The organism is Myroides gitamensis (assembly GCF_029894455.1).
GTDB lineage: Bacteria > Bacteroidota > Bacteroidia > Flavobacteriales > Flavobacteriaceae > Flavobacterium > Flavobacterium odoratum.
Genome location: NZ_JARYHN010000001.1, coordinates 3,960,690 through 3,982,753, shown reverse-complemented (window position 1 = coordinate 3,982,753; position 22,064 = coordinate 3,960,690). Strand labels below are relative to the sequence as shown.

The window sequence follows — 22,064 nt, the reverse complement described above, 5'->3', positions numbered from 1 at the left end:
TTTTGTTTTTTGATGCTCTCCTTATATATAGGCAAGGGCACATTGCCATGTGATGTGCCCCTATAAAAAGATAAAAATTTCTTTAAAAAGATAATCAAGCAACTTCACGATTTCACAAAAGCAAAGAAAGCATCCCACAAAAAGCTTTACTTTTGCAACAAATACATATATAATGAAGAAGTTATTTTTTACACTTTCCGCGTTTTTACTTTATAGTACCTCTACCCTATGGGCTCAAAACTTAGAAATAATTCCACTAGGTGTTTATGGAGGTGGTGATGAAAGTAATTTATCTTGTTATTTACTAGGCGTAGAAAAGAGTAATAGTTATATCGCCCTGGATGCTGGTACAGTAAGAAGTGGGATAAACAAGGCAATTGAAAAAGGAACTTTCGATGTTTCCTTCGAAACGGTACTACAACACTATATCAAAGGATACTTTATTTCACATGGTCATTTAGATCACCTTTCAGGTTTAATTATCAATTCACCTGAAGATTCAGCGAAACCCATTTACTCCTTACCTTTTGTAGCAGATATTTTTAAGCACAATTATTTCACGAATGCTTCATGGGCTAATTTCGGAAATGAAGGAGAGTCTCCTATTTTAGGAAAGTATACCTATACAAAAGTTAAACCTTTACAATCTTTTTCGATTAGCAATACTACATTTTCTGCAGAGGTTTTTGAATTAAGTCATGTTAACCCTCAAAAGAGCTCAGCCATATTAGTGCGCAACAACAACGATTATGTGTTATACTTTGGTGATACAGGAGCAGATCGCATTGAAAAAACAAATCACTTAGACACGATTTGGGAGTACATTGCTCCTTTAGTACGAAACAAAAACCTAAAGACCATTTTATTAGAAGTCTCTTTTGCTAATAGTCAGCCAGAACATTTGTTATTTGGTCATTTAACTCCTAAGCTACTAACAGAGGAGTTGAGTAAATTAGCACAATACACAGGACTTGAATCATTGCAGGATCTAACCATCATTATTACGCATTTAAAACCTTCAGGCAACCAAATTGAAACAATCAAACGAGAATTACTTGAAAACAATCCTTTACAAGTACACTATATCTTCCCTATACAAGGAGAACGAATCACATTAAACTAAAAAAATCCCATTCTATCACTAGAATGGGATTTTTTTTATTTTCGATTAAATAAGTATAATACGACGAAAACAACAAAAGAAGGTAACAACCAAGGTACATCATAGTTATATAAAGGAATCTTTTTGATGCACTCGTTCATCTGGAAAACGAGACTATCTTCTGCAGCTTGCCCTATTGTCATAGTAATATAAAATTGTACAATAGAAAAAATTGTTGTGGTAACGATTGCGCCTACAAAAGGTATTTTTCTCTTGACAATTTTTCCAAAGACAACTACATATAATATTAAGGTAAGTGTAATAGGGTAAATAATACCTAAAAACGGTCCTGCATAATCAATAATTTTATCTACTCCATTTACTGCAAGGATAGCAGAAAACACACAAGTAGCAATTACGACTGTTTTATAACTCAATTTCCCTTTTGTCAATTGACTAAAAAACGTCCCTGTTGCACAAACTAAAGCAATCGCAGTAGTCAAACAAGCAAGGGCAATACATAAAGATAAGGCAATTGTTCCTTGGGATCCTAATACATTATTGGAGATATACAATAATAATTCTGTACGTTTTAAATCTGCTGCAGATCCATACCCTGAAGTTGCTCCAAGGTAAACCAATCCTCCATAAATAAACAAAAGACAGATTGTTGCCACTGCACCTGAAAGAAATGTCACTCTTGTTTTTGCTTCAGGGCTCACATACCCTTTTGCTTTTACAGCAGAAATAATAATACCTGCATAAATAACTGAAGCTAGTACATCCATAGTTTGATATCCCTCAGAAAAACCTCTTCGAAATGATTCCGCGGCTCCTACTCCGGTATCTATTGGTGTATCTAAAGGATGAAGCACTCCCATAACAATCATAATTCCCAACAATACCAATAATAATGGAGTCAAGTATTTTCCAATAATATCCACCACTTTTGAGGGTGATATCGACAAAGCTAATGTAACAGCGAAGAATAAAATAGAAGAAACGATGGGATTAAAATTAGGCCAAATGGGTATTAATCCTACTTCAAAGGTAGTCGCGGCAGTACGAGGAATAGCAACAAGAGGACCAATACTTAAGATAATCGCTGTTGCTAAAATGATTCCAAGTGTTTTATTGATTCTCTTTCCTAAATCTGTAAACTCATCTCCAGAGAATAAGACGGCTAATATTCCTAAAAAGGGAGCGATGATTGCGGTAATTGTAAATCCAGATACGGCTGCATCCCATTTTTCTCCTGTTATTAGTCCGATGATGGGCGGTAAAATAATATTTCCCGCTCCAAAAAACATAGCGAACAACGCAAAACCTATTGTTAATATATTACTGATTGACTTCGTTTTCATTTGATAATTTTATATTTTATTCAACTCTATTTTATGTTCTTAAAAGATATCTCTATATTCTCTTACAAATACCGTGCTATTTTTAACCCAGCATCTATTTTTTTGCACAATATAAAATATTAACCCTAGATATTATCACATTTTCTCATTATTTAAAGGAAAAAGAATGCTAAATTTAGTTCGTTTATTTTAAATACACGTACACTTCTAGTATTATGTCTATGCTTCTTGAGACTTCACGCTTACTTGTTCAACCTATTCATCTACCCGATGATTGTACTGCTTTGTTAGCCATTCACAATCACCTCAACACAATGCGTTGGATTCCCAACAACAAAACGATGTGGACACCGGAGGATTTGACAAAAAAATATCAGATTAACCAGCAATTATATCCACAGCAATTGGGATTGTATAAAATTGTACTCAAAAATCAAGAGCCTCCCTTATTAATAGGAGAACTAGGTTTGTTTCCCTGCGTAGATTCATTGATGCATGTCGAGATTGGTTATATTTTACATGAAAACTTTTGGAAACAAGGACTAGCTACAGAACTGTTAGAAGCGATTGCTACTTTTATTCAGCACCACTTACACTATACTGTAATTCGCGCTCAACTTTTTGATTCTAATATTGCTTCTAAAAAACTACTTGAGCGATGTGCTTATCAATATGAAGGATCTGTTTCACTCCAAGAATCACGCACAAAGCTTATTTACCATAACTATATTGTACGATAAACTCAATCAAAATTACCTTGCTTGCAAATTCACCTTGTTTGCTATACAATACTCTATTTTTTTAAACTCTCTTTGTACATGATACCCTATCTAGTATCATCTTTTTTCATTGCTATCAACCTTTAATTATTTCGTCTTTTAAAAAAAGTGAAATCCATTTACTTTAAAAAATAGCAATTGTGAAATAGTAGATTACAACGTATTGAATATCCTAAATCTGCGAGTAAACCCGCTCTCTTTTCTTTTTAAAACTACAAATTTCCTACTGCATACTAGTAATAGGGCGTTTCTAATTGTCCGAAAATAAGAATCTAAATTCAAATTAAGTAGTTATAATTTTAAAAGATGCTCCCATCAAAAAGAACAGTCCTTTTTCTTTTTTAGAAGTAAAAGGTTTAATCTTCTCTCCTTTATTTTTAAGACACCTTGACGCATTATTGTTAAAAAGTACTAGTAAAAAACTCCACTAAGAACAAAACGCTACCTGTTTTCGCTAAGTAGTTCAATTTCATTTCCAATAATAACCACAAAAAACGTATTCAATACAACTAATTTTAGGAATAAACGTCAAAACATGAAATATTTTTAATAAAAAAACATAAAAAACACAACAAATAATAGTTTTTTATCAAATTTACGATTGCAATTATATATATTTTTACAAATAACCATAAAACATAACCGCAAACACTCATTCCTTAAGCATTCAAAAAACTAGTATTAAGAAAAACGAAGCGAAAAAAATGACGTACTTAACTCCAACATTAGAACTAGATGTTATTGATAACGAACAAGCAACTATATGCGATATCAATTCAAATGACTTCGCTGTTTATTCACAAAAAGAAGGTAAAGAACATCTTATCCCTTATAATATAAAAACACATTATAAGGTTTCTTATCTGAATAGTAAGAGTAAATTATTTTGCGGGACAGAAACGCGAGAATTCACAGGGCCAACGCTTTTTTTCTCGAATCCACTTTCTACGTATACCTTAGAACCAACTTCAGAATCTCCTGATGGTTTTTTCTGTCTTTTTACCAATACCTTTCTCGGTTATCAAAGCAATGAAATTCGCTCAACCTTGAAAGCCTTGCAAACGACTCCTATTTATTCTTTAAATAAGGAGCAAAATAAAATGATTCGAAGTTTATTTGAGAACATTGTCTTAGAGCAACAACAAGATTACCCCTTAAAACAAGAGATCTTGCGGAATTACATGGAGATCATCATTCATCAAGCCAATAAACTAACGAGTGAATTCACATTTTCAGAAAAGAGAAATGCTACCAATCGTTTGTGTTCACAATTTTTAGAACTTATAGAAAAGCAATTTCCTATTACGCATAAAGAACAAACTGTTCGTTTAAAAACAGCTGCAGATTATTCAGAAGTATTAGAAGTACACACGAATTACTTAAACTTTGTGGTTAAACAAACCTTTGGTAAGTCGACAACAGCTATTATTCAAGAACGAATACTAATCGAAGCACAACGATTATTAAAGAATTCAAATTTGACTGTATCCGAAATAGCTTTTACACTTGGATTTGAATATGCTACCTATTTTTCAAGCTTTGTTAAAAAGTATACTGGATATTCTCCAAAACAATTACGAAGAAAATGATATCCAGGTCTTACTTGTGTGCATCGCTGTAATTCTTCACCAAATTTCAAAACATCCTTCTATAGTAAGGATGCACCAAGTCAACAAAGCTTTGAAGCAAAAGAGCCGCTCCTTTTGGAACGGCTCTTTTTTTTATCATATTTTGGATTATCCAGACTGAACTAGACAAATTCCTTATTCTATTCAATTTATTCTCTTGGAAAATCAGGTCTTCTCATTTTATATCTACTCCCTGATAAGGATTCCAAAAAGGCAACAATTGCTTGTACCTCTTCGCGATTTAGTTTCAGTGGCTGCATTAATGAATCCGTAACAGGATATAATGGGTCCGCAATTTTTTGTTCAGGAGTTGGGTCAATCATATGCATTCCACTATTGTATATATTGACAATTCCTTCTAGATTATCAAAAAAGCCATTGTGCATCCACGGACGGGTTAAAAGTAAATCACGCAAAGAAGGTGTTTTAAATTGTCCGACATGATTGGGGTCTTTTGTTATATTATAGCGTCCTAAATCCTGAAATTTTCTCTTGTAATAGGTCAAACCAATATTGTGAAATTGATCATCTGTTAAATCAGGCCCATGATGGCAATTCATACATCTCCCTTTGGTTCTGAATAGATGCATGCCATAAATTTCTTGATCCGTCATGGCATCAAATTTACCATCCACAAAAAGATCGACACGACTTGGTTGGCTTTTTATTGTACGCTGAAAAGTTGCCAAAGCTCCTACAATTCGTTCATAGGTGATACCCTCATCTCCATACGCAGCTTTGAACAAAGGTTTATATCCTTTTACTTCTTTTAATTTTGCTGGCAATAAATCCACATCCATCGCCATTTCATTATGTGCACTCAAAGGACCACTTGCTTGTTCTTCCAAACTCATAGCTCTTCCATCCCAAAAGAAAATTTCGCGATTAGCCATATTATATAAACTTGGCGTATTTCGCATACCTTCTAAATGATCATGTCCAAGTGCAACGGATCGACGATCCGTCCATCCCATGGCAGGATCATGACATGTACTACATGAAATTTGACTCGATTTTGATAATTTTGGATCAAAGAAAAGCATTTTCCCCAAGATTACTTCAGGTAAATCTTGCGTCGTAAAAAAAGCTGTATCCCGTTGAATACTTGCAAATTCTTTCCAATCAACCCCTTCGTCTATTGTTGGTTTAGGCCAAAGTGCTATTGATTGTTTATAGCTTTCAATGATTGCCTTGTATTCTGGGTCGCTTGAATTTAATATTTTAGGAGCATTCGTAAAACTCAAAAGTCCACCAATACTCAAAAAAAAGGCAATTATTAACTTTCTATTCATGTCTTGTCTTTCTCAATTAAAACGTTACCCCTAAGGTTACGCCAAAATAGTTGTTTTGTTTATTTTTTTTAAAATCTAACTGATTGTACGTAATTGCTACAAACATCGGTGCTTTTTTTACTTTTTCAATAGCATATTTGACTGTAGTTCCCCAATAAATATAATCAGAAGAGAGGTATTCAAAATCATTCAGTAACCAATCTTTCATCGACTCTTTCGTTGTAGCAAAATTCAATTGATTATTAGCTTGACTTGTTTTTCTATAGGAGAATGTAGGTTCAACTGCTAATGTTGTCGTTGCAGTCAAAGTTTGTGTATAAGCTAAATTTACGCCATAATAGGCATAGGTGAAATTTTGTTTTGAATTCACTTCACGAAGTAATTCTGTGGTTTTTTGATACTTCCAAAAAGGTTGAACTATCAATTGACTTTGTGCAAAATTCACTTCATACATTCCTTCAATTAAATGGCTTGTATCCGTATACGAATACAGTTTTTTTTCTAATAGTTTCTCTAACCCCTTGGTATCATTATCTGTATAATATACTTCAATTCCTGTCTTTTCTCCTTTTGAAAACTTATACTTGATTCCCAATTTGATCTTCATCCAACGTAAAAAACTTCATAAAATAGAGGTTGTAATAGTCTTCTTCTAATCGGTTTGTTTCTGCATCATTATCCGAATTTTTCAGAGATACACCTGTACTAAATCTTTTAAGCTTGGTACTCCCTTTCGTTGCTCCAATAATAAAATCGAACGCTTTATTCTCTACATCTATTCCATATTCGTACCCACTTCGTTCTATAATTGTTCCCGTACTTTTTCCACTGAAATATCTACTCCAAGTTCCAAGTCCATTCATTTGATACAAGGCTGCTTTCTGCGCTTGATTAGCAAATGAAATTTCTGTATTTTGTGTATAATTAGTAAATAATCCAAGGGCACTAACCGTCCAATTATCAGTTATATCATATCCTATACCTCCTTTTATTTTGATGTGAGAAGAAATACTCCTTGGGCGTGGATCTCTACTTTTATAGCCTAAATGTGCTTGATAACTAGCTTCTAAACCCAGCGAAAATCGCTGTATCTTTTTAGCATAGCCCCCAGCAAACTCATAAGCTTCATATTTCATGCTGTTACTTGTAGAGTCAGCAAGGACATAAGGGCCAAGAAGTTCTACGTCGAGATTATTATTCCATTGCAATTCTTTCTGTGTATTTTTTTTATATACAACAGTTCCCCAGATACTGCGGTTATTGCTTAGTTTTTTATACGACGAAGCTGCAATTTGAATTCCCTCTACTCCAGATCCTTCTTGCAATTGATACAGGTCTTTTTGAGATTTTTGATATCCCACTAGAATATCAGAAAATGAAAAATTACTATAATCCAGCTGGTGTACTGGATTATAGTAATAGTCTTTTTTAAATATTTGTTCGGATTGTTGTTGTATCACAATGCGATCATAGGCAGACAATTGATCTTGTGCCTGTACTGTGCTTATCCCGCTAACGAAACACAACATCCAAAAAATAGCGTACTTATTCAAGATGATCTTTTATTAATGTACAATTCCGTTTTTAAAACTTGCCTCAGCATCACGTATAAAATCTATGGTAGAATTGTTCGTGTCTTTGTACATATTCTTTCCATTCTCCATTTTTCCAACTACTTTACGACGAATTGTTTTTCCAAAACGACTAGGATCAGACTCAATCTTACCACAACCTGTCCAACCACTATCGATAGAAGCATCTAAAGTATTGTGTATCCATTTTTCAGTAATAGCTGAATTTACTCCATCTAAGATCCACGTATTTAGTATTTTTAAAGTTTTCTTTTTAGTAATATTTCCGGCTTTATTTAAATACTCATACTCATACATATAATCTGCAATCCAATTGTCTACTGTTACCCCTTCAGGGAAACGAGCAATTGCATAACTTTCTGCTCCTTGGCTATGTAAGAAAAACATATTGAAATTCATTTTCGTATAGATTACTACAGCATTGGGAACTGCAGGATTATCTACTTGTCCTAAATGTGGGTTATCTAAATTTGGAAATTCATAATCTGCTCCAGTTAAATCAAAAGCAGGGATGTTCGGTTGTTTGTGATTTTGAGCAATGTCAGCAATCACAATAAAATCTCCTGGTTGCACCTCTTTCGAGTATTCTTCAGGAATCATCAATACCGCTTGTACAGCAAATGCTTCACTCTTAATATCAGGTGTAACATTGTGATTCAATGTGGTATTAAATTCTGATTGACAAATTAATAATCCACCTGTTTTTAAAACTTTATCTGTATTGTTGGTCAATTTAAAATAACGTCCATTATTGTATGGTTTTCCTTCTACTGTTTTTACTCCAGTAAAGAATACTTCTTCAATAATAAAGTCTTCACTAAACGCTTTAATAATTAAATCAATAGCAAGCGTTTGCTCATTTTGCACCAAGTCAACAGCTGTATTTCCTCCAACCTCAACTTCTTCTCCATTTTTCAATACTACTTTTCCATTCACTGAAATTTTGTATGATCCTTTATCTAAAACAATAGAAGTTGTTGGTGCTGTGATTATTTTATCTCCTTTTGTTCCAGAGTTCGTTTCTAAAAATTCGATGGTTAATCCTGGTACGGATTCAATATCCACTCCCTGAAATGAGATATTCAACGTACTTTTTTGTTGCTGTGTATTTTCACTGCTACTATCATCACTACTACATGCTGTTGTAACAAATGTTAAGCTCAACATAGCTAAACACAGGGTAAGTAAACTTTTCTTCATTTTGATGTATGTATTAAAAATTATATGTAAGTTCCATTCCGAAATACGGGTTTGTCGTATTTTTTCGATATATTTTGGTCTTATTAAAAGTATAAGGACTCATATAGGCATAAAGCTTATTGACAAATAAAGAAGCTTTAATTTCTTTGTAGATTCGCTTGGATACTTTTAAATTCACTTGAAGGTCAAAAGTGTAATGCCTATTCAAATTATCCGTAGAAGATACATTGCGCACCAACCATTGTAAATATGCATCTTTTCGATCTGCATCTGTAAATTCATGGATGACTCCATCAACTCCAAAATAACTCATGGGTTGATCTTGCTTCCATTCTCTCGTATCATCCTTAAACAACACCCCTTGAAAAGAAGCTGAAATATTCATATCTAGCGCTGGAAGATACGTATCGACAACTAGGTTGTAATTCATCCCACTTATCTTATTCCCATCTGCATTTTTATAAATACCGATAAGCGCATAGTCTTTTCCAGCCAATGAAGTACTTGGTTTTTCTTGAACTGGAATCGTATTGGTATATAGCGTCTCAAACCAAGCACCGCTAAGTGTAAATCGAGTATTAATCCCTTCAAATCTAGGAGAAGCATAACCAAATTCGATTCCTCTTTTATAGGTACTACTTCCATTTTCTCTTCGACCATTCCCTTGAAGTACTTTTCGTTCCTTATAAGGAAGATTTTCAATCTTTGGTTTTTCTGTCAAATGTTCTAAATCAATCCCCGAAGTATCATAGCGTTTATAACTGTAGGTTTTGTATTCACTTACACTTCTAAATCCATTGGGCATTTTTTCGTCAAAATAGTTGATGAAAAATTCGTGCTTCGCATAACTAAGATCTAATCGAATTTCTTTTTTGGTATTTTTTGCTGCCACCAATTGATAGTTAGTCAAATCGTCTACATAGGTCATATAATTGACCGCTTGATACGCTGTATTCTCAGGTTTAAAATTCAATTGCGTAAAATCATTATATGTTTTATCTGGGTATAGCATTAAACCTGTAGGCAATTTATACAACTCTCCATATCCTAAGGTTACATCTGCTTTCAATATATGCTCTCCTAGTGCAAGTTTAGGTAATCCCCATTGCAGCATAAAACGAGGTTCGAAATAAACTTTCTTGCTCAAATCAAAGTTGTGATTTAGTCCCAACATTTTTGAAACACGAAGCCCTCCATACAATCCAAAATTGTTTTCTCCTAAAGACCAACTCACTCTATCCCCAGCAAAAAAAGCAATATTTTGATAGGCTGGAATATCCTTATAGGCACGAGGTCTAGTAGACGATTTCGTGGAAGGTGGAGTCAATAAATCATACATTTCTCCTCGTCCATAATTATGAGAATACTTGTAATCTACTCCTAGTTCAAGGTTATGCTTCAAGATACCTGATTGGAATTCCAAAGCAGTTTCTAGTTTTCCGTTTATATTTAGTGGACGTCCTTCTGTTTTGGTATGCGATACAAAACTTAAATCGGGAAAAAATCCATCATTTACCCCTTCTTCTGTGGCAATTGATACAGAAGTAGGGCCATTATATTGTACAAAAACACTTTGTTTGATATCTTCAATTCCTTGATTTACATTCGTAGTTAGCTTCATGTGCTTAAACAATCCACCTGGTTGGAATTTATAATCGAAATTATTGGAAAAGCTAATTTTTTGACGGCGATTTTGATACGAGTCTGTTGCTAAATAATCTGTATCTGGGTCTACTTTTACATCATCAATATTGATGCTGTAATCTAAATTAGAACGCCATTCCACTGTATTTCCAAACCATTCGAACGTTTTCTTTGAGCGAATAGATCCATTAACACGTTTGTATGTTTCATAAACATCTCTTGGATCAGATAAGGCATCCAAATAATCTAAACTCGCATTTAAACTCCAGGTTGGCGTAACTGTAAATCCTTTCGCTATATAGTAGGATTTACTGAACTCATCCGCCTTAACTCGAGCCTGCCATTTTGTATAACCACTTTTTCGGTGAATCAAAACTAAACCAGACGTTAAATCTCCATAACTTACTGTTGGAATACCACGTATAATTTCTACGCTTTCAATATCGTTTGTTGATAGCATACGCATATCCATGCCATATCCATTCGTACTTCTTGAACTGGCCCCACTCTGGTTATCTTTTACCGCTTGTAGCATATCCATATTGGAGTTAAGTACGTTGCCATCCATGACAAACTGTACCCCTAAAGCGCTTGTAGCATACCCTGAAATACTTGGACCAAATTCACGGATACGGATAACATTCGTTTTGGTTAAATTCGGTGTCTTAGCCAATCCTCCAGGTAATAACTCCATTAAATCAGCAAAGCTAGAAGGCTGTAAATGCTCCATGGCCTTTCGATTAATCACCGATGTAGAAGAAAGTCCTTTACCTTCTTCTGCGGTTATAATTACTTCTTGCAACTCCTTGACTAGAGGGGTAAGAACTACGCCAATCATCTGTTTTGCTCGTAAGTCTTTCGTGTATTGCTGACTTTGGTAGCCAATATGAAAATACTGGATTTGATACTGATCCGGCACAACCTGAAAATAGGCAATCCCCTTTTCATCCGTTAAACCAATATAATTGTGTAGATTATTTTTGATAGAAACTGTTACTTCAGCAATTCCTTGTTGTTGTTCATCTGTAACAGTAACTTGAACCTCAACTGAATTTTGTGCTAAAACAATCGTTGTAAAACAAAAAAAGAAAATAATTAAGTTTGCTTTCATGAATGTAAAGCGCTTATTCATACTATGCATCACCAAGTGATTTAAACTTTTGTTATGCAAATGTATTTTGTATTCACCTCTCAACCAACTTATTTAGACTAAATCGAAACAACAAAATGTTAATTTCTAAAATCCTACTAAATTCCAAAAAATCAAGTTCATTTTCACAACAACTTTATTAAAATAATAGCGTACTATTTTTTATATCTAAAAACAGTAAAATAGAAAAAAAGCACAAAATGTATATTTATTAAATTTTACCCTTCTTTTTTATATTTTGATAAAAAAAGAACCTCTATTTTATCAAAAACCAACTACTTTTCGTCTTTTTCACGTCCTTTTGCTATGTGTTTTAGTCTCTTATTTTATCCTTTTCAGCAAATTGGCAGAAAAAGCATGTTTACTGTCCTTTATACCTCAATTGCTCTTTTTATCTTTGTATCAGCAATTTAAAATAAGATGGACGCAATACTACACCATATTGGCTTTTTACTTCTACCGCAAACCCAGCTAATGGATTTTGCTGGTCCAAGTGACGTATTTCACACAGCCAATCAAGTAGCCACGGCTCATTTAAATTCGACTGGAGAACAGTATCAAATTCATTTGATTTCGAGTACAAAGGAGCTAAAAATAAAAACTAGTGCAGGGATTGAAGTACAGTGTGATTATACGATTTACGACCTAAATATTCCCTTAGACACCTTATTACTTACAGGGTCTAAATCGGATCTTTCACAAACCTATGATCCTGCTTTATTGCATTGGATTAAGGGGATTTATCCAACCTTACAAAGGATAGGATCGATTTGTATTGGCGCTTTTTTACTCGCTCAAACAGGGCTGCTGTATAATAAAAAAGCAACAACTCATTGGCAATTTGCTTCCGCATTCCGACAGCTATATCCCACCGTGAAACTCGATTATCATCAAATTTATACCAAGGATGGCAATAGGTACACTTCAGGAGGAATTACCTCTGGTATTGACTTAGCCTTGGCTTTAGTAGAAGAAGACCACGGTCAGCTCGTTGCTGCTGATGTATCTCGCTATTTAGTTGTTCATTTAAAGCGCAATAATCCGCAAACCACATACAGCACACTTCTTCCGCTGGATAGTGAGCTAACACCTTTGGTTCTAAAAGTAAAACAGTATCTCACAGCGCATTTCAAAACGCAAGGCATTCGTCAAGTAGAAATAGCTGAGTTTGTTTGTATGAGTGAACGAAACTTTGCTCGGGTTTTCAAAAAGGAAGCAGGTATGACAGCAGGTATGTTTTACGATCGTTTGCGCATTGAATATGCAAAAAGGCTTCTTGAATCTAGTGATTTACCTATTGCGACAATAGCCGAGATCTCCGGGTTTTCTTCCGATACTATTTTTCGCAAAGCGTTCATCAAATTAGTACAAGCAACCCCAACCCAATACAGAACTAGTTTCCAATCAACGGGAATTAACAACGCATAAAAACAATTTAATTCATTCTATAACGTGCAATACAGCTATCGAAAAAATTTCGATTACACCTTTATTGCCTAAAATTAACAGCCTATGACACCTCAAAACCAGCCTTTACATGTTGCTTTTCTAATTTATGATCAAGTCGAAGTATTGGATCTGAATGGCCCATTAGATGTATTTGTCAAAGCCAATGTATTAAAGCCTAACACTTATATTCCTTATTTAGTTTCGGCTAGTAAAGCTATTGTAAACACGGAGAGCAACACCATGCAAATTATGCCACAATACAGTTTTGCTGATTGCCCAAAACCAGATATTGTGGTGGTGCCTGGTGCCAATCCCGATATTGTACTCGCTTATTTACAAGACGAACAATTTCAGCAAACATATACTGCGTGGATTACAGCACAGCATCAACAAGGAGCTTTGTTATTTACAGTTTGTACAGGTAGTTTACTCTTAAGTAATACTGCTCTTTTTGATGACTTATCCATCACGACACACTTCTTAGGATTGGATATGTTACAAGAACGCTGCCCAAAAGCGCAAGTTAAACGAGGGGTTCGTTTTGTAGATCAAGATCGAGTACTGACTACAGCAGGAATCACGGCAGGAATTGATGGAGCCTTATATCTAGTGAGTAAACACCTTGATGCAGAAATTAGCCAAACGATTCAGCAACTTTTCGAGTATCCTAAAGCTTAACAAGACATAGCAAGTGGCTGTAAAAGTCACTTGCTATTTTCTTATAAAAAATTGATGCCTCCTCTTTTTCTATTTCTATTAATACTTGATATTTGTCTTTTACTCGTATACAACTAAATGTAAACCTATGTCCGTTCATGCTATCTTAAACAACAAAGCATCTAAAGCCAAAGAAAAAACACAACACTTGTCTGATGGTCTTTTAGATAATACGCTATACTTATCTGATTTTATTGCGGAAATACAGCTTGTCAAAGACCCTGCAAAAGCAACTTGTATTGAAGCTTTAGCTCATGTAGCAGAAAAAAATCCTCAGCTTATAACCGAAGAAGCTTTGGTATTACTCATTGACTGCTTATTGAGTAAAACAGCACGAGTAAAATGGGAATCAGCCCGAGCGATTGGTTATACTATTTCCAGCTATCCTAATCAGGTAGATTATGCCCTACAACAGCTGATAGCAAATATAAATGATGAAGGTACGGTTGTCCGATGGAGCATTGCTTTTGCTTTGGGGGAAATTCTAAAAATGAATACTCCATCCACTATTTCTTTGGTATCTTTATTCCAACAACAAATTGAAAGAGAAGAAAAGAAAAGCATTCAAAAAATATATCAGCAAGCACTCAAACAAGTAGAGTCAAGCTTTTAATAAAACAACTATGAAAACAGTACCCACACCAGAATGGCTCGCAACCTATGAGCAAAAGAAAGGTTTATTAGTTTCTCCAACGAATTTCAATCACTACTTTAGTGCTTCAGAAATTTGCAACAGAAAACTTTTCCACCTTTCTCTAGGAGCTATTAACTTTCCAACAGGTCATATTCTTGTTCGAGATCCCTTAGTTTATTTAAAAGGAGATGAACAACCTTATTTTATTCCAGTAGCTGCGGGGAAACACCCGCTTACTATATTAGTAATGGAAGTAGATGTAGATCATTATCGCTATGTTGCTTTTCGAGTAAAGCTAAGAGATCGACCTGCAGTTCAACATTTAGAAGCTTTATTGGGTCATGAAAATATTGACAATTTAAATGAAGGTGAATATTTTGGATTTAATGTAGATGCTGGATTGGCAACTATTGTAGATGAAAAAACGAAAGATGCTTATTGCGCTTTTGAGCAGCAATGGTTAGCAGCCAATCCAGGAGGTAATATATACGATGATTATCTGGCTGCCGAATTTAAAAAGAGCTATGAGAATCATCCCCAATACCAAAGACCAGGAGGAGATTGGATCAACTTTGAAATTCCTGGAACAGACTTAACGATTCCGATGATTCAAAGTGGCTACGGTGATGGAGCTTATCCTGTTTACTATGGTTATGATGAGAACAATGACGTTTGTGAAATCATCGTTCAATTTATTGATATTGAATTGACGTTTGAAGACGAAAAAGCATAAAAAAAGTCGCCTAATGGCGACTTTTTTAATCATATCGAATAGCCTTTACAGGCGATATTTTTGTAATTAAATACGAAGGAATCAACAACACTAGCATGGCTATAACAATGACTCCTGCATTCAGTAATAGTACATCAGTCAAGCGAATCAAGACAGGTGCTTCTCGAACATAATAAGACGTTGGATCTAGTTTGATAATTCCAGTATATTTTTGAAGGAAAAGCAATCCTAAACCAATTCCATTACCATATAGCAATCCTTTTCCGATAAGGTAAAAAGCATTGTATAAAAATATTTTTCTCACACTCCAATTTGTTGCTCCTAATGCTTTCAACATACCGATCATTTGGGTGCGTTCTAAAATCAATACCAACAACGCTACAATCATATTAATTGACGCCACGGCAATCATGATAATGATGATGACTTTAATATTGAAATCAAACATATCCAACCATCCAAAAATATTCTCATACTTTTCTACGATGGTTTTGCTATCAACAGTTGAAGGTAAATTCAGATAAATCTCACTTCCTTTTTCTTCTATGTCATCAAAATTCTTCAACAGTACTTCAAAACCTCCAACCTCATTTTCAGTCCAACGATTTAAACGTTGTACATGGCGTAAATCACCTAAAATGATATTCTCATCAAACTGCTGTAATCCGGAATTATACAATCCTACAATTTCAAATTGACGAATATTAGGCACTTTATTTCCCCAATCTTTCATAAAGTAGGTATTAACCTTATCCCCTAATTTGAATCCTAGTCGATTGGCAACATAAGTAGACATTAAGATTTCATTGCTCATACCTTCTTTGTCAAAGACAGGCAAACGACCTTGTTCGATGTACTCTGCGATTTCATCAAATTGATACTCTGGTGTTACTCCTTTATATACAATTCCTTCAAATGCATTTTCTGTACGAATAATTCCTGCTTTAGAAGCAAAAGGCTGTACTTTATTAACTCCATCAATATTATCAAATTGAGGATAAAACTTTTGATTTAATTCAATGGGTTTAAGCGTAATATCCGTTATATTAGAATCATATTTAGTAATTACAATATGACTGCTGAAAGCTGAAATTTTATCTCTAATTTTGTGTTTTAAACCTAAACCCGTAGCCACAGACACCAACATCATTATAATCCCTAACGCAATTGCTGTGATAGCGATTTTAATAATTGGCGCAGATACACTACTTTTATGGTTCTTTGTAGTTACTAACCGTTTAGCTATAAAATATTCTAATTTCAACTTTGTTATGATATCAAATTCAACAGTCAAAAATACATTATTATTCTTAGTAACGCTATTGATTTATAGTGTAAATTCTTATTCTTTTTCCGTTGAGAAAAAAGCAATTGGTGAAGGTTCCATTTCTACAATTATCGTGGGAGCAGAGAATACAGTTGCTTATTTTAATTTGCTACAAAATAAGAAAGTAGGAGTTCTCACCAACCAAACTGGTGTTGTCCGTTCCGATATTTCAGTTAACACCTATACCTCAACTGTTGATTTTTTAATACAAAATAAAATCAAAGTAACGAAGATCTACGCCCCTGAACATGGTTTCAGAGGTACAGCAGATGCGGGGGAATTAATCAAGGATGGGAAAGATACCCAAACGGGACTTCCGATTATTTCTCTTTATGGCAACAGTAAAAAGCCATCCAAAGAGCAACTGGCTGGTATTGATGTCTTGGTATTTGACTTACAAGATGTAGGAGCTAGATTTTACACCTATATTTCTTCCTTGCATTACGTTATGGAAGCTTGTGCTGAAAATAATATCCCTATTGTTCTATTGGATCGTCCGAATCCGAATATCTCTATTGTTGATGGACCGATATTGGAGATGCAAAACAAAAGTTTTGTGGGTATGCACCCTATCCCTACCCTACATGGAATGACAATAGGAGAATACGCCTTGATGATTAACGGTGAAAAATGGTTAAATAATGGAATCCAAAGCAGACTTAACGGTTATTCCCAACTTGAATTACAACAGACAAATGAGCTATAGTCTACCTGTATCTCCTTCTCCTAATTTACCCAATGATCAAGCGATTAATTTATATGCGAGCTTGTGCTTTTTTGAAGGAACAAATGTTAGTTCTGGACGTGGAACGAATTTGCAATTTCAGGTTTACGGTTCTCCATTTTTACAGCAAATGCCTTATAGCTTCACTCCAAAACCCAATGCTGGTGCAAAGGATCCGATGAATAATGGCAAGTTGTGCTATGGTGAAAACTTATCGCAAATCAATCCGGTAACTCGATTGGAATTAACTTGGCTTTTAAAAGCTTATCATCAATCGAAAAATAAGGACAAATTCTTTACTAATTTCTTTATTAAATTAGCCGGAACGGATGCATTAAAACAGCAAATCATCGCAGGAAAAACAGAAGATGAAATACGTCAAACTTGGCAATCGGGATTACGTGCTTTCGAGCATACGCGAGCACCTTACCTCTTATATTCAAATTAATCTCCTCTTCTTATGAAACAACTGCTGTTTTCTCGTAGAACACTTCTTAGTATAGCTATAGCCATTGTAAGTATTACTTCAATCGCAATGTTATTTCTAAGTATTTCCATCAACAGCAGCTATGAAGAAACATATCAAGATATCATCAAAAAAAGCTTCAACCATCGTAAAAATGCCTTAGAAGAAGAGTTTAAAATGATTGATACACAGCTGACTATGCTAACGGATGTTGTACAACAAACTCCTTTTGATCAACTCGACTCCAAATACAAGGTCATCAACGAATTACAGCATTATCACAACATCCCCAGTTATAATTGGTATATCGTTGTAGATTCTGCTCAACATATCGAAGAGCACAACCTTACCTCTTCGACCTTATTACCTATTGACAATCTTCTTGTACAAAAACTGATTCAAAACAAAAACGAAACGAAAGTCAATCATTTCGTTCGGATCAATGGCAATTTATATTGGATTTGTTGGAATAGTATACAACGAGAAGGTAAGCGAATCTTAACGGGATTTATCTTTGATTTAAAGGAATTACACAAACACTTGACTACAATAGATATTACAACACCTAACTACGCTTATATTTTTGCGACAGACGGCACTTGTATTTATCACCCTGAATTGAATTTAGTTGGAAAAAACATCTTTGAATTTTCTTCTACGACGAGTCAAGACACTACGGCAAATAAGAATAATAAATCTACACCTAAAGTAGTTCAATCCGAATTTTTACAACTCGAAGTATATCGCTTTTTCACTGCTTTTACTTCGGAAACATTTAAAGGATACATCAGCATTAACTTTCCAAAAGTCAATGTCGATGAAAATGTAATTCCCTTAAAGCGCAATACTTATTTAATTTTTATCAGTTCGATTTCTATCATTTTACTCTTGCTTTATTTTTTCAATGAAGAAAGTAAACGTGCCTATAGAGAGAAAGAAAAACTGGCAGTAGAGCAAGAGAAATTAAATAAAGAAAAGGCCTTGATGCAGTTAAAGCAATTGAAAAATCAAATCAACCCTCATTTTCTTTTCAATTCACTTAATTCACTCTATATGCTCATTATGCTTGATAGTGAGCTAGCACAAAAATTCACTTTAAATTTGAGTAATACGTATCGTTACCTCATTCAATCTCCTGCAAGTAATTTAGTTGAATTGGATCAAGAGCTAAAATTCATTGAACAATATATTGCCTTACAAAGTATTCGTTTTCCCAAAGAGCTTCACTTTGAAGTACTCGATGAACGACAAGCACCAACAAAGACGAAACTTCCTTATCTCGCGCTACAAATTGCAGTAGAAAATGCAATGAAGCACAATATTGCGACTTTGGACGCTCCTCTATCTATTCAAATTATATTGACCAACGAATCGGCAACGGTTGTGAATAATATTCAACTCAAAGAGCAAAAAGAAGAAAGCGAAGGATTTGGGTTATTTTATATTGCTTCGATTTACCAATATTATCAAGTAGATACGCACCAAGCCTATTCACAAAATGAGACTTTTATTTGTGTATTTCCTTTGCTCAATTGTTAAAATATCCATTCACTCCCGAAATAAATCCACTCACTCCTGAAAATTTTAAGTTTAACTAGAACTGCTTTAGCTTTATCCCTTACTTAACTTAAACTTAACATTGTAATGAATCGAAACACGGTTAAACTAAGTATCAGTACTTTAGCATTACTGGGTTGTTTGACACAAACGCCAACAGGCTTGTTATATGCCAAAGAGAAGAAGACTGAAAAGAAAGCAGAGAAGGGAAAAGACAAAGAAAAAGACTCTACTGATACGAAAGAGAACAATTACGCTGATTTAATAAAAAAGGGAACTTACACCAAAGGGCTATTTAATGTTATTCAAGTCAAAACGGATGTTTATTTTGAAATACCGGATAGTTTATTAAACCGTCAGTTTTTGTTGGTAAACAAACTTTCACAAGTGCCATTAGAAATTAATGATGCTGGGGCGAATAAGGGGATGAACTATGAGAATAAATTAATCACATTTCACAAAGACACATTAGCCAATAAAATTTGGGTAAAGACAGAAACACCTCGTGTATCTTCTCCAAAAGAAGATGCTATCACGCGCTCTGTTACAGATAACTTTATTGAATCTGTTTTAGAGGTTTTTGATATCGAAACACAGAATCCAGATTCTACTGCTACCGTAATTAAGGTAAACAAAGTTTTTGATGGAAATCAAAAGAGTTTTAATGATGTTTTATCTGGATTAAGCTTACCAACTTCGATCAAAACGAATTTATCGTATATCGAAGGAATCAAGACATTTCCGGAGAATATTGTGGTGAAGTCAATGATGACAACGACTGTCAATGAAGGCTCGGGTGATGTACCTGTTTCTATGGGAGTTACGACGAATATCGTACTTTTGTCTAAAGAACCGATGCAACCGAGAATTGCAGATAAACGCGTAGGATTCTTTACAGAAAAACATTGGTATTTCAGCGATGCTCAACATAAAATGGACGAAAAGGAATTCATTACCAAATGGAGAATGGAGCCTAAAGAAGAAGATATCGAGCGATACCTTCGTGGAGAATTAGTAGAGCCTAAAAAACCGATTGTATATTATATCGATCCAGCAACTCCTCCTCAGTGGAGAGACAAAATTATTGCAGGTGTTCACGATTGGCAGGTTGCTTTTGAGCAAGCAGGATTCAAAAATGCAATTCTTGCAAAAGAACCAACAGCAGAAGACAAGGATTTTGATGTAGATGATGTGCGTTACTCTGTAATTACTTATGCAGCATCTCCAAAATCAAATGCGATGGGACCATCAGTTATTGATCCACGTAGTGGAGAGATTATTGAATCGGATATTATTTGGTGGCACAACGTAATGACCTCGGTTCATAGCTGGATGCGTATTCAGACTGGGCCTATAGATGCAAAAGCAAGAGCAAATAAATTCAGCGATGACCATATGGGAGACGCAATTCGCTTTGTTTCTTCGCACGAAGTTGGACATACCTTCGGATTGAAACACAATATGGGAGCTTCGTTTGCTTTTCCTGTGGATTCACTACGTTCTAAGACATTTACGGATCAAATGGGTGGAACTGCTCCTTCTATTATGGATTATGCTCGTTATAATTATGTAGCACAACCTGAAGATAAGGTAACGGCAATTACTCCTCAAATTGGCTTATACGATAAATATGCGATTGAATGGGGATACCGTTGGTATCCAACACAAGAAGAAGAGAAAAAATCGTTGCGTAAAATGATTGAAGATCACCAAGATGATCCGATGTACTTTTACGGAGAACAACAAAGTTACTTGAACATTGTAGACCCGAGATCGCAATCAGAAGATTTAGGAAACGATGCAATGAAAGCAAGTGAATATGGTTTAAAGAATTTAAAAATAGTAGTAGATAATATTATTCCATGGACCTACGACCAAGGAGAAGATTATTATGAAGCTGGAAAATTATACATGGGCGCTATTGGACAATGGCAAATGTATAATCAACATGTTTTGTCGAACATTGGTGGTGTTTATTTAGATCATGCTGTATACGGAAACAACAAAAAAGCATATCAACCCGTGCCTTACGAAACACAGAAAAGAGCCGTTGAATATTTGAGCAAACATGTTCTTACCATTCCAAACTGGTTATTTTTCAATGACATTAATGAAAAAACGTACAGCTTAAAAGATTCTCCGGTTGGTCCATACGAATATTCACCATACTCTTTGGCAAGAGAATTACAGTATACGGCGATTTACCATATGTTAATGGATGAACGTCTACTTCGTTTGTTAGAAGGAGAAGCCTTACAAACGCAAACGCAAGGGGAAAAAGTATATACTGTTCAAGAGCTATTCAATCAATTGAGAAGTGAGATCTTTGCTCCTACTAAAAAAGGGAAATCACTATCAATTTTAGAACGAATGACACAGAAGAATTACGTAGATGCGTTGATTATTGATGTGAACAAACTATTTGAAAAAACAAACAAAAAAGGATTAATCCTTGAGCAATCTTTACAAATGCCAACATTGTGTAGAGTTTCGTTGAACGACGATCAGTTGCGCAACATCAACTATACTGTAATGAAACGCGTTTCAGAGGTTACAAGTTACAAGAAAGGTGAATTATTCGCTATTCAAAAACTTGTTAGCAAAAAAGCAAAATCAGGTGATGCAGCGACAAGAGCACACTATGCTGATTTAGCAAACAGAATTAATCAAGCATTAGGTATTTAAACTAACAGCCTTACATATTCA

Annotated in this window: 16 protein-coding genes and 1 pseudogene; 10 read left to right on the top strand and 7 right to left on the bottom strand. The window is 34.7% G+C overall.

Going from position 1 to position 22,064, the window contains the following annotated elements:
• Positions 1-172: 172 nt before the first annotated feature.
• A complete protein-coding gene (locus tag M2306_RS17715; RefSeq protein WP_259190722.1) occupies positions 173-1,123 on the top strand; it encodes a 3',5'-cyclic-nucleotide phosphodiesterase in 951 nt (316 codons plus the stop codon).
• 35 nt (positions 1,124-1,158) lie between these two features.
• On the opposite strand, the gene brnQ is transcribed toward M2306_RS17715, so the two are convergent.
• Positions 1,159-2,466 (bottom strand): branched-chain amino acid transport system II carrier protein, encoded by a 1,308-nt coding sequence (brnQ, locus tag M2306_RS17710; RefSeq protein WP_259190723.1) that lies wholly within the window; start codon positions 2,464-2,466, stop codon positions 1,159-1,161.
• A gap of 215 nt (positions 2,467-2,681) precedes the next feature.
• On the opposite strand from brnQ, the gene M2306_RS17705 reads away from it, so the two are divergent.
• Together M2306_RS17705 and M2306_RS17700 are read left to right on the top strand one after the other, a co-directional pair.
• Complete coding sequence (locus M2306_RS17705; RefSeq protein ID WP_259190724.1) at positions 2,682-3,206, top strand: GNAT family N-acetyltransferase; 525 nt, start codon at positions 2,682-2,684, stop codon at positions 3,204-3,206.
• Between the two features lie 743 nt (positions 3,207-3,949).
• Positions 3,950-4,834, top strand: coding sequence for a helix-turn-helix domain-containing protein (locus M2306_RS17700; protein WP_115091546.1), 885 nt, complete (start codon positions 3,950-3,952; stop codon positions 4,832-4,834).
• A 188-nt stretch (positions 4,835-5,022) separates the two neighbouring features.
• On the opposite strand, the gene M2306_RS17695 is transcribed toward M2306_RS17700, so the two are convergent.
• Genes M2306_RS17695 through M2306_RS17675 form a run of 5 tightly spaced genes read right to left on the bottom strand, consistent with a single transcriptional unit; the run spans position 5,023 to position 11,742 of the window.
• A complete protein-coding gene (locus tag M2306_RS17695; RefSeq protein WP_181816713.1) occupies positions 5,023-6,165 on the bottom strand; it encodes a cytochrome-c peroxidase in 1,143 nt (380 codons plus the stop codon).
• Positions 6,166-6,181: 16 nt separating this feature from the next.
• Positions 6,182-6,772, bottom strand: coding sequence for a DUF6850 family outer membrane beta-barrel protein (locus M2306_RS17690; protein WP_498882906.1), 591 nt, complete (start codon positions 6,770-6,772; stop codon positions 6,182-6,184).
• Positions 6,744-7,718 carry a DUF6850 family outer membrane beta-barrel protein gene (locus M2306_RS17685; RefSeq protein ID WP_498882905.1) on the bottom strand — a complete coding sequence of 325 codons (975 nt, stop codon included), beginning with the start codon at positions 7,716-7,718 and terminating at the stop codon, positions 6,744-6,746. The genes M2306_RS17690 and M2306_RS17685 overlap by 29 nt, the downstream gene beginning before the upstream one ends.
• Before the next feature lie 12 nt (positions 7,719-7,730).
• The gene (locus M2306_RS17680; protein ID WP_115091548.1) at positions 7,731-8,957 is read right to left on the bottom strand and encodes a DUF4876 domain-containing protein; all 1,227 of its coding nucleotides are present in this window, start codon (positions 8,955-8,957) and stop codon (positions 7,731-7,733) included.
• A 13-nt stretch (positions 8,958-8,970) separates the two neighbouring features.
• Positions 8,971-11,742, bottom strand: coding sequence for a TonB-dependent receptor (locus M2306_RS17675; protein WP_259190726.1), 2,772 nt, complete (start codon positions 11,740-11,742; stop codon positions 8,971-8,973).
• Between the two features lie 429 nt (positions 11,743-12,171).
• Here M2306_RS17675 and M2306_RS17670 point away from each other — a divergent pair, with 429 nt between their 5' ends.
• The 4 genes from M2306_RS17670 (at position 12,172) to M2306_RS17655 (ending at position 15,284) form a co-directional block, all read left to right on the top strand.
• Positions 12,172-13,179 (top strand): GlxA family transcriptional regulator, encoded by a 1,008-nt coding sequence (locus tag M2306_RS17670; protein ID WP_115091550.1) that lies wholly within the window; start codon positions 12,172-12,174, stop codon positions 13,177-13,179.
• 84 nt (positions 13,180-13,263) lie between these two features.
• On the top strand, positions 13,264-13,878 hold the full coding sequence (locus M2306_RS17665) for a DJ-1/PfpI family protein (protein ID WP_259190727.1): 615 nt from the start codon (positions 13,264-13,266) through the stop codon (positions 13,876-13,878).
• A gap of 127 nt (positions 13,879-14,005) precedes the next feature.
• The gene (locus M2306_RS17660; RefSeq protein ID WP_115091552.1) at positions 14,006-14,530 is read left to right on the top strand and encodes a HEAT repeat domain-containing protein; all 525 of its coding nucleotides are present in this window, start codon (positions 14,006-14,008) and stop codon (positions 14,528-14,530) included.
• Positions 14,531-14,540: 10 nt separating this feature from the next.
• Positions 14,541-15,284, top strand: coding sequence for a DUF4241 domain-containing protein (locus tag M2306_RS17655; RefSeq protein WP_259190728.1), 744 nt, complete (start codon positions 14,541-14,543; stop codon positions 15,282-15,284).
• A gap of 25 nt (positions 15,285-15,309) precedes the next feature.
• Here M2306_RS17655 and M2306_RS17650 read toward each other — a convergent pair whose 3' ends face one another.
• Entirely contained in the window at positions 15,310-16,548 is a 1,239-nt protein-coding gene (locus M2306_RS17650) for an ABC transporter permease (RefSeq protein ID WP_115091683.1), read from the bottom strand.
• A gap of 7 nt (positions 16,549-16,555) precedes the next feature.
• On the opposite strand from M2306_RS17650, the pseudogene M2306_RS17645 reads away from it, so the two are divergent.
• The 3 genes and pseudogenes from M2306_RS17645 (at position 16,556) to M2306_RS17635 (ending at position 22,043) form a co-directional block, all read left to right on the top strand.
• Positions 16,556-17,783: pseudogene (locus M2306_RS17645) on the top strand (exo-beta-N-acetylmuramidase NamZ family protein).
• Positions 17,784-17,795: 12 nt separating this feature from the next.
• The gene (locus tag M2306_RS17640) at positions 17,796-19,340 is read left to right on the top strand and encodes a sensor histidine kinase (protein WP_259190730.1); all 1,545 of its coding nucleotides are present in this window, start codon (positions 17,796-17,798) and stop codon (positions 19,338-19,340) included.
• A 105-nt stretch (positions 19,341-19,445) separates the two neighbouring features.
• Entirely contained in the window at positions 19,446-22,043 is a 2,598-nt protein-coding gene (locus M2306_RS17635; protein ID WP_259190731.1) for a zinc-dependent metalloprotease, read from the top strand.
• Positions 22,044-22,064 lie beyond the last annotated feature (21 nt).

Excerpts from the sequence above, each read along its gene's own strand:
- M2306_RS17715 (WP_259190722.1), top strand. The coding sequence starts at position 173 with ATGAAGAAGTTATTTTTTACACTTTCCGCGTTTTTACTTTATAGTACC.
- brnQ (WP_259190723.1), bottom strand. The coding sequence starts at position 2,466 with ATGAAAACGAAGTCAATCAGTAATATATTAACAATAGGTTTTGCGTTG.
- M2306_RS17705 (WP_259190724.1), top strand. The coding sequence starts at position 2,682 with ATGTCTATGCTTCTTGAGACTTCACGCTTACTTGTTCAACCTATTCAT.
- M2306_RS17700 (WP_115091546.1), top strand. The coding sequence starts at position 3,950 with ATGACGTACTTAACTCCAACATTAGAACTAGATGTTATTGATAACGAA.
- M2306_RS17695 (WP_181816713.1), bottom strand. The coding sequence starts at position 6,165 with ATGAATAGAAAGTTAATAATTGCCTTTTTTTTGAGTATTGGTGGACTT.
- M2306_RS17690 (WP_498882906.1), bottom strand. The coding sequence starts at position 6,772 with ATGAAGATCAAATTGGGAATCAAGTATAAGTTTTCAAAAGGAGAAAAG.
- M2306_RS17680 (WP_115091548.1), bottom strand. The coding sequence starts at position 8,957 with ATGAAGAAAAGTTTACTTACCCTGTGTTTAGCTATGTTGAGCTTAACA.
- M2306_RS17675 (WP_259190726.1), bottom strand. The coding sequence starts at position 11,742 with ATGCATAGTATGAATAAGCGCTTTACATTCATGAAAGCAAACTTAATT.
- M2306_RS17670 (WP_115091550.1), top strand. The coding sequence starts at position 12,172 with ATGGACGCAATACTACACCATATTGGCTTTTTACTTCTACCGCAAACC.
- M2306_RS17665 (WP_259190727.1), top strand. The coding sequence starts at position 13,264 with ATGACACCTCAAAACCAGCCTTTACATGTTGCTTTTCTAATTTATGAT.
- M2306_RS17660 (WP_115091552.1), top strand. The coding sequence starts at position 14,006 with ATGTCCGTTCATGCTATCTTAAACAACAAAGCATCTAAAGCCAAAGAA.
- M2306_RS17655 (WP_259190728.1), top strand. The coding sequence starts at position 14,541 with ATGAAAACAGTACCCACACCAGAATGGCTCGCAACCTATGAGCAAAAG.
- M2306_RS17640 (WP_259190730.1), top strand. The coding sequence starts at position 17,796 with ATGAAACAACTGCTGTTTTCTCGTAGAACACTTCTTAGTATAGCTATA.
- M2306_RS17635 (WP_259190731.1), top strand. The coding sequence starts at position 19,446 with ATGAATCGAAACACGGTTAAACTAAGTATCAGTACTTTAGCATTACTG.